The 1326-nt window shown below is 51.6% G+C and carries 1 protein-coding gene; it reads left to right on the forward strand.

The features are described 5' to 3' along the window. Positions 1-1326: amidohydrolase (locus COT43_11080; GenBank protein PIS27327.1), on the forward strand; the 1326-nt coding region annotated here is incomplete at both ends.

Here is a 1326-nt window from a genome sequence, read left to right on the forward strand (position 1 = left end):
CGTATTTTAATCATCATTGTTTTAGGACTTTTTATCATGAATCGCTGTGAATCTAAATTTGCCGACAAAATGTTCGTCAATGCCAAGATCATCGACGCAGACGGCCGCCAGTTATCCGGCGATGCCATCGCCATTAAAAAATGGAAAATCGTTCAGGTTGACGCTCAATCTGAACTCGCACCGCTTTGTAATAACAAGACCGAAGTCATCGACCTGAAAGGCGCGTTTCTTTATCCCGGTTTTTCCGATGCGCACCTTCACGTCGAAAGCGTTGGAAAAAACCTGCTGAACCTGAATCTCGTCGGAACGACTTCCATCGGCAAAATTCAACAACGTCTGAAAGATTATTCGGCGAAAAATCCGGATTTACACTGGATTCAGGGTAGCGGCTGGGATCAAAACGATTGGCGCACGACGGCATTCCCGAATCATGCGGATTTAGACGCTTGCATTAACGAACGTCCAGTCGCGCTGGAACGCATCGACGGGCATGCTTTGTGGGTCAACGTAAAAGCGCTGACGCTTGCCGGAATCACGAAAGAAACGCCCGATCCCGAAGCATCGGGAGGAAAAATCCTGAAAGACCATTTGGGATATCCGACCGGCGTCCTGATCGACAACGCCATGAATCTCATTTGGAAGCAAATCCCGCCGGACTCGCTCGAACAGCGGACAAAATATATTCTCGCCGCGCTCGAACATTTTGCGTCGCTCGGTTTGACGGAAGTTCACGATGCGGCGACAGATGAGCCGACTATTTCGATTTTCAAGGAACTGGAGCAGGCCGGGCGTCTTCCCATCCGCGTTTACGCCATGGCGTACGGCGGCGACATCATCAATTTTATGAAAAAACACGAACCGATTATCCCTGACATCAATCCCTATTTTACCGTTCGGACCATCAAACTCTTTTCCGACGGCGCACTGGGATCGCGCGGCGCTTACCTGTTCGAGCCGTATTCAGACGAACCGGGGAATTACGGATTGTTGACGATTTCCGAAAAAGACTTGAAGGAAATTGCCGAAACCGCCAAGGCAACCGGCTATCAGGTTGCGACGCACGCCATCGGCGACTCTGCGAACCGGCTGGTTTTGAACGTTTACGAAAAAATCCTCGGTGAGAATATCGCCCAATATCGCTGGCGCATCGAACATGCTCAGGTTCTCGCACCGTCGGACATTCCGCGGTTTGGAAAACTCGGTATCATCGCTTCGATGCAACCGACGCACGCCACATCCGACATGCCGTGGGCGCCTGCGCGATTGGGCGCAAAACGCGTCAAAGGCGCCTATGCGACTAAATCTGTCTGGAGCGGCGGAGCGATC

The sequence above is a fragment of the Candidatus Marinimicrobia bacterium CG08_land_8_20_14_0_20_45_22 genome (assembly GCA_002774355.1).
Classification (GTDB): Bacteria; Fidelibacterota; UBA2242; order UBA2242; family UBA2242; genus 0-14-0-20-45-22.